The sequence below is a fragment of the Acidovorax sp. genome, from assembly GCF_021287135.1.
In the GTDB taxonomy this organism is placed as follows: Bacteria; Pseudomonadota; Gammaproteobacteria; order Burkholderiales; family Burkholderiaceae_C; genus Acidovorax.
The window spans coordinates 1-7596 of sequence record NZ_JAJTBB010000082.1; the positions used below are offsets into that span (position 1 = coordinate 1).

6 protein-coding genes are annotated in these 7596 nt (G+C 67.5%); all 6 read left to right on the forward strand.

The window, feature by feature from the left end:
- On the forward strand, positions 1-1975 hold a 1975-nt coding region (locus LWW96_RS19195), incomplete at its 5' end, for a 3-hydroxyacyl-CoA dehydrogenase/enoyl-CoA hydratase family protein (RefSeq protein ID WP_291489462.1).
- 11 nt (positions 1976-1986) lie between these two features.
- Positions 1987-2499 carry a DUF4442 domain-containing protein gene (locus tag LWW96_RS19200; protein ID WP_291489463.1) on the forward strand — a complete coding sequence of 171 codons (513 nt, stop codon included), beginning with the start codon at positions 1987-1989 and terminating at the stop codon, positions 2497-2499.
- Positions 2500-2514: 15 nt separating this feature from the next.
- Positions 2515-3714: an acetyl-CoA C-acyltransferase gene (locus tag LWW96_RS19205; RefSeq protein WP_291489464.1), complete on the forward strand. Its 1200-nt coding sequence runs from the start codon at positions 2515-2517 to the stop codon at positions 3712-3714.
- A gap of 280 nt (positions 3715-3994) precedes the next feature.
- Positions 3995-4888, forward strand: a complete 894-nt coding sequence (locus LWW96_RS19210; protein WP_291489465.1) for an alpha/beta fold hydrolase — start codon at positions 3995-3997, stop codon at positions 4886-4888.
- A gap of 27 nt (positions 4889-4915) precedes the next feature.
- Positions 4916-5776: a thioesterase family protein gene (locus tag LWW96_RS19215; protein ID WP_291489466.1), complete on the forward strand. Its 861-nt coding sequence runs from the start codon at positions 4916-4918 to the stop codon at positions 5774-5776.
- Between the two features lie 7 nt (positions 5777-5783).
- A complete protein-coding gene (locus tag LWW96_RS19220) occupies positions 5784-6563 on the forward strand; it encodes an enoyl-CoA hydratase (RefSeq protein WP_291489467.1) in 780 nt (259 codons plus the stop codon).
- Positions 6564-7596: the final 1033 nt, after the last annotated feature.

Genomic DNA, 7596 nt, shown 5'->3' on the forward strand with positions numbered 1-7596 from the left:
CGGGATCCACTTCTTCAATCCTCCGCGCTACATGACGCTGGTGGAGCTGATCAACACCCCCACCACGCAGCCCGAAGTGCTGGACCAGCTCGAAGCCTTCGTCACCAGCGGCCTGGGCAAGGGCGTGGTGCGCGCGCACGATACCCCCAACTTCGTGGCCAACCGCGTGGGCATCGCCGGCATGCTGGCCACGATGAAAGAGGTCGAGAACTTCGGCCTGACCTTTGACGTGGTGGACGACCTCACGGGCAAGAAGCTCGGCCGCGCATCGAGCGGCACCTTCCGCACCGCCGACGTGGTGGGCCTGGACACCATGGCCCACGTCATCAAGACGCTGCAGGACAACCTGAGCATCGAGACCGATCCGTTTTATGAAAGCTTTGGCACGCCCGCCGTGCTGAAGAAGCTGCTGGAGCTGGGCAACCTGGGCCAGAAGGCCAAGGCCGGCTTCTACAAGAAAGTCGGCCGCGACGTGATGCGCTTTGAGCTGGAAAGCGAAGAGTACGTGCCCGCCGGCCAGAAGGCCGACGAGGTGTACGCCCGCATGCTCAAGAAGCCCGCCGCCGAGCGCCTGCGTCTGCTGCGCAACGCCGAAGGCGCGCCCGGCCAGTTCCTCTGGGCCATCCTGCGCAACAGCTTCCACTACGCCGCCGTGCACCTGGCCACCATCGCCGACAACGCCCGCGACGTGGACCAGGCCATGCGCTGGGGCTTTGGCATGAAGCAGGGCCCGTTCGAGCTGTGGCAAGAAGCCGGCTGGCTCGACGTGGCCAAGATGATCCAGGAAGACATCGACGCCGGCAAGGCGCTGTGCAAGGCGCCGCTGCCCGAGTGGGTCTTCAAGGGCCCTGTGGCCGAAGCCGGTGGCGTGCACACCGCGCAAGGTTCGTGGAGCGCCTCGCAAGGCAAGTTTGTGCCCCGCCGCCAGTTGCCCGTGTACGAGCGCCAGATCTTCCCCGAGCCGCTGCTGGGCGAGACCAGCCTGCCCGACTGGCGCACGGCCGGCACGACCCTTGCCGAGTCCAAGGCGCTGCGCACCTGGACGCTGGATGGCCAGGTCCTCATCGCCAGCATCAAGAACAAGATGCACGCCATCAGCCCCGAGGTGATGGAAGCCCTGATGGAGGCCGTAGAACTGGCCGAGAACGAATACCAGGGCATGGTCATCTGGTCCGGCGACGCGCCCTTCAGCGTGGGCGCCGACCTGGAAGCCACCATGCCCGCCTTTGTGGTGGGCGGCCCCGACGCGATTGAAAGCGTGGAGCAGGAGCTGCAGAACCTGATGCTGCGCATCCGCTACGCGCAGGTGCCGGTGGTGGCGGCCATCCACGGCATGGCGCTGGGCGGTGGTTGCGAGCTGGCCGTGCACTCTGCCAAGCGCGTGGCGCACATGGAAAGCTACATCGGCCTGGTGGAAGTGGGCGTGGGCCTGGTGCCCGGCGCGGGCGGCCTGACCTACATCGCGCGCCGTGCGGCCGAGAACATGGCGGCCTCGACCAGCAAGGACATCCTGCCCTTCCTGACCGAAGGCTTCACCGCCGCGGCCATGGCCAAGGTGGGCACCAGCGCGCTCGAATCGCGCAAGCTGGGCTACCTGCTGGACAGCGACGTGATCGTGCCCCACAAGGACGAGCTGCTGTTCGTGGCCATCAACGAGGCCAAGTCCATGGCCGCCAGCGGCTGGCGCGCGCCGCACAAGCGCCTGTTCCCCGTGGCGGGCCGCAGCGGCCTCGCCACCATCAAGGCGCAGCTGGTGAACATGCGTGACGGCGGCTTCATCAGCGCCTACGACTTCAAGATTGCCGCGATGATCGCCGAGGTGGTCTGCGGCGGCGATGTGGATGCGGGCTCGATGGTGAGCGAGGAATACCTGCTCACGCTGGAGCGCAAGGCGTTCTGCCACCTGATCGCCCAGCCCAAGACGCACGAGCGCATCCTGGGCATGCTTTCGACTGGCAAGCCCGTTCGCAACTGACCGGCGTCACCATGACGAGCCCAGCCCCCAACAAACTCCAGCGCTCGCTGATGCGCCTGGACGAGGCGCCCGCCTTCCTGCGCGGCTTCGTGCAGAACATCATCCTGCGCCGGGCCGTGCCCTTCACTGGCACGGCCGGGGTGAAGTTCGTGTCGCTCACGCCCGAGCGCGTGGAGGTGCATCTGGCCAACGAGCACCGCGTGCGCAACCACATCGGCGGCGTGCATGCGTCGGCCATGAACCTGCTGGCCGAGACGGCCACCGGCATGGTGGTGGGCATGAACGTGCGCGACGACTGCCTGCCGCTGGCCAAGGAGTTCAGCATGGCGTTCAAGAAGCGCGCCACGGGCGGCCTCAAGGCTGTGGCCACGCTCACCGCCGAGCAGCGCGCGGCCATGCAAGCCAGCGACAAGGGCGAGGTGCAGGTGGCGGTCGCCGTGACCGACGAAGCCGGTGCGGAACCGGTCGAATGTGTATTTACGTGGGCCTGGGTTCCTTCCAGCCGCCCCGTTCCGAAGAATTGAAGGAGTTGCAACACCATGGCCCAGAAACAAGTCCAGGACGCCTACATCGTCGCCGCCACGCGCACGCCCATCGGGCGCTCGGGCCGCGGCTATTTCAAGAACACCCGGCCTGACGACCTGCTGGTCGCCGCGGTCAAGAGCGCCATGACCCAGGTCCCCATGCTGGACCCCAAGGCGATTGAAGACGCCATCATCGGCTGCTCCTTCCCCGAGGGCGAGCAGGGCATGAACATGGCCCGCATTGCCATGGGCCTGGCCTTTGATCACCCCGTGGGCGGCGTGACGGTGAACCGCTTTTGCGCATCGGGCATCACTGCGCTGCAGATGGCGGCGGACCGCATCCGCGTGGGCGAGGCCGACGTGCTGATCGCCGGCGGCGCCGAGTCCATGAGCCTCGTGCCCATGGGCGGCAACAAGCCCTCGTTCAATGCCGAGATCTTCGCCAAGGACGAGAACGTGGGCATCGCCTACGGCATGGGCCTGACCGCAGAAAAGGTGGCGCAACAGTGGAAGGTGAGCCGCGAGGCGCAGGACGCGTTCGCGCTCGAATCCCACCTGCGCGCCCTCAAGGCGCAGAAGGCCGGTGAGTTCACCGACGAGATCACGCCCATCGAGATCGTGGAGCGTTCGCCCAACCTTGCCACCGGCGAAGTGGTGGAAAAGCGCCGCACCGTGAACCTGGACGAGGGCCCACGCCCCGACACGTCCCTGGAAGGCCTGGCCAAGCTCAAGCCCGTGTTTGCCGCACGCGGCAGCGTCACGGCGGGCAACAGCTCGCAGACCAGCGATGGCGCGGGCGCCCTCATCGTCGCCAGTGAGAAGGCGGTGAAGCAGTTTGGCCTGACGCCCCTGGCGCGCTTTGTGAGCTACGCCGCGCGCGGCGTGCCGCCCGAGATCATGGGCATTGGCCCCATCGAGGCGATTCCTGCGGCGCTGCGGTATGCGGGCCTGAAGAGCGATGACATTGGCTGGTACGAGCTGAACGAAGCGTTTGCGGCCCAGTCGCTCGCCGTGATCAATACGCTGGGCCTGAACCCTGCCAACGTGAACCCGATGGGCGGCGCGATTGCGCTGGGCCACCCGCTGGGGGCGACCGGTGCCATCCGCGCCGCGACCGTGGTGCACGCACTGCGTCGCCACAAGCTGAAGTACGGCATGGTCACGATGTGCGTGGGCACGGGACAAGGTGCTGCTGGAATTATTGAAGCACTGTGATGGGCTAGCGCGCAGCGGTTGAGGCTGGCGCGACCTAGCCCGTAGGTCGGGTTAGCCCGCAAGGGCGTAACCCGACGCGACGCCCACAAGGTGCGCAGCGTTGGCGTCGGGTTACGCTGCGCTAACCCGACCTACGCGTTATTGCGTGGCGGTTGAGACTGGCGCGACCTAGCCCAGCAGCCGCGCAAGGGCCGCCAAGCTGCGGAGGCGACGAAGTCGCTCAGGGGGTCGTTCCGAATTCAAGCCGGCGCAGATCGGTTTCGAACCAAGGAGACAAGCGATGGACAAGCAAACCTTGCAGGTGAACGGCGCCGTGTCTTTGGCGCTGCGTGTCTACGAACCCGAGGGCCATGCGCGCGCCAGCGTCGTCATCGGCGGCGCGATGGGCGTGCGCCAATCCTTCTACGAGACCTTCGCGCAGTGGCTGGCGCAGCAGGGCTTTCGCGTCACCACCTTCGACTACCGCGGCCATGGGGATTCGCTGCAGGGCGCGCTGCGCGATGTGAAGGCGGACCTTTTCGACTGGGCCGCGGACTACGAGGCCGTGATCTCCGTCGCCAAGGCCGCTCTGCCATCCCAACCGCTGTACCTGCTGGGCCATAGCCTGGGCGCGCAGTTGCCGGGCTTGCTGAAAAAGCCCGAGCAGGTGGCGGGCCTGCTCAGCGTGGCCGCAGGCAGCGGCTACTGGCGCGACAACGCGCCGCAGCTCAAGCGCATCGTTCCGTACTTCTGGTGGGTGCTGGTGCCGCTGGCCACGCGGCTGTGCGGGTACTTTCCGGGGCGCACGCTCAAGAAGGTGGGCGACCTGCCCGCGGGCGTGATCCTGCAGTGGCGGCGCTGGTGCCTGCACCCGGCGTACAGCGTCGGCGCTGAAGGGCCTGCGGTGGCGCAGAGCTATGGGGCCGTGCGGTTCCCGGTGCTGGCGCTGTCCATGGCCGACGACGAACTGATGACCCTGCGCGGCACGCACAACCTCGTCAACCTGTACGCCAACACCGAGCGCCGGGTGGAGAGCATCACCCCAGCCGACTTGCAGGTGCGGCGCATCGGGCACTTCGGGTTTTTTCGCGACCAGTTCCGCCAGAGCCTGTGGCCGCGGGCGGCGGCGGCCCTGGCCGCCCTGGGCGGCGGTACCCAGGCGGCCCGCCAGGAAGTCTCCGGTACGACGGCCTGAGCGGCCGTTTCGCGGCACACTTGCGGCATGACTTCCTCTTCCAATCCTTCTTCGTCCTCCCCCCGGCATCCGCTGGACGAGGCGGTGCAGCTGGCTCCTGCGCAGGGGGCTGCTGACCAGTACCAAGGCCAGACGCACCCAGGCTACTGGAACATGGTGGGCCCCTTTGGCGGCATCACTGCCGCCACGCTGCTGCAGGCCGTCTTGCAGCACCCCGACCGGCTGGGCGACCCGCTGTCGCTCACCGTCAACTACGCGGGCGCGTTGAGCGCCGGGCCGTTCACGGTGCAGGCCACACCGGTGCGCACCAACCGCTCTACCCAGCACTGGACGCTGTCGATCCTGCAGGCCGATGCCGACGGCGCCCCGGTGGTCACCACCACCGCCACGGCGGTGACGGCCGTGCGCCGCGAGACCTGGAGCGTGGGCGACATGCCCATGCCCGAGGTGCCGCCCGCCGTGGAGCACAAGGCCATCGTCGCACCCATGGGCGCCGTGGAGTGGCTCAACCGGTACGAGATGCGCCCCGTGACGGGCTTCATCCCGCGCAACTGGGACGGCAGTGGCGACCACAGCCTCACGCAGCTGTGGATGCGCGACGCGCCGCCCCGGCCGCTCGACTTTGTCGCGCTGGCCGCCTTGGCCGATGTGTTCTTCCCGCGCGTGTGGCTGCGCCGGGCGCGTCAGGTGCCGGCGGGCACGGTGTCCATCACCGTGTACTTCCACGCCACGGCCGCCCAACTACAGGCCACGGGCACCGGCTTCCTCCTCGGACAAGCCCGTGGGCAGGAGTTCCGCAACGGCTTCTTCGACCAGACCGTGCAGCTGTGGAATGAGGCCGGTACCCTGCTGGCCACCAGCCACCAAATCGTTTACTACAAGGAATAACCGCACCATGAGCACGACGACGACCTCCGACGTCCTGGTCCACACCGAAGCCGGTGTCGCCACCGTCACCTTCAACCGCGTGGACAAGAAGAACTCCATCACCCGCGACATGTACGCCGCCATGGCCGACGCGCTGGAGGCCGCGCAGGCCGACGCCGGCGTGCGCGTGGTGGTGTTCCAGGGCGACGTGGCCATCTTCAGCGCGGGCAACGACATCGGCGACTTTCTGCAGCAGCCGCCCGCCACGCAGGATTCCCCGGTGTTCCGCTTCCTGCGCGCCATCGCCACCTTCCCCAAGCCCGTGATCGCCGCCGTGTGCGGCCCGGCCGTGGGCATCGGCACCACCATGCTGTTCCATTGCGACCTGGTCTATGCCGGCGACAACGCGGCGTTCTCCATGCCATTCGTGAACCTGGGCCTGTGCCCCGAGGCTGGGTCGAGCCTGCTGGTGCCGCAAATGCTGGGCTACCACCGCGCGGCCGAGGCGCTGCTGCTGGGCGAGCCGTTCATGGCCGAAGCAGCCCTGGAGGTGGGCCTGGTGAACCGCGTGGTGCCGCCCACCGAGTGCAACGCCTATGCCCAGGCGCAGGCCAGGAAGCTGGCAGCCAAGCCGCTGTCGTCGCTGATCGAGACCAAGCGGTTGATGAAGGGCGGGCAGCAGGCGAAGGTGCTGGAGGTGATCGCGGAAGAAGGCGTGAGCTTTGGGCGCATGCTGCGCGAGCCGGCGGCGCGAGAAGCGTTCTCGGCGTTTATGGAAAAACGCAAACCAGATTTCAGCAAGAGCTGAAATCTGGTGAGCCGCGCAGCGGCGTGGACTGCGTAGCAGGCCAGCGTTTTCGCAAAAAGAGAAAAGCTGATTTCAGCAAGAGCTGAAATCAGGCCGCTGCGTGAGCAGCGAGGACCGCGAAGCGGGCTGGTGGTCTTCCGGTAAAAGCGCCGATCCAACTGCAGCGTGGTCGCGCCGTAGGTCGGGTTAGCCCGCCAGGGCGTAACCCGACGCTTGCGCTGCACTTGCGTTCTGAGCCTTTTCGCCTTGTAGCGCTTGATAGGCAAGCGCGGGTAGCTATTTAAAGAATAGCGGCTTGTTGCGATAACGCGGACGGGTTCGTCTGAGCCTTCGGCACTTCATTCACCGTCCGGGCTGGGCTTGTCGACACCTGGGCGCTGCTCGCAAGCTCGCTGAGGGGCGGCATGCCTTTGCGGAGGGCGGGAGCCGGGATGCGCGCCCGGCGGCGCGGTAACTTTCTCTTGCTTCGCCAAGAGAAAGTCACCAAAGAGAAGGCGACCCCCAGTCTGCGACCCCTGCGCTGCGCTCCGGGGCAAACCTGCGGCGGGGCGGTTGCGGGGTGCGCCGCGGAACTCGCTTTGCTGCTTCGCAGCGCCGCTCGGACAACCGCGGCGAGTCAGTTGACGAAGCACGGGCGCTGCGACGCCCGTGCCACCCCGCAACCGCCCCGCCGCAGGCGCAGCCAGCAGGGGTGGGACAGCCGAACAGCCCTTCGGGCCATTGCTGCGCTCGGCCCCGCCTTCGCGGGCGCAAGCGCCTCGCGCTGCGAAAGCCAGGCCGAGCGCAGCGCAGCGAAGCGATGGCCCGTGTGGATGTCCGTTCCCCGGGGTTCCCTTCAGGATGCGCCGAGGAGCGCAGGGCAGGGGGCGCGTGCGTGTGCCGCAGGACACATGCACTTCGTGCTCTGACTCACCGCAGTTGTCCGAACGGAGCTGCGAAGCAGCGCAGTGAGTTCTGCGGTGGCGCCCCCTGACCGAGCACCGCAGGTTGCCCGGAGCAGAGCGGAGGGACGCAGCCTGTAGGGTCGCCCTTT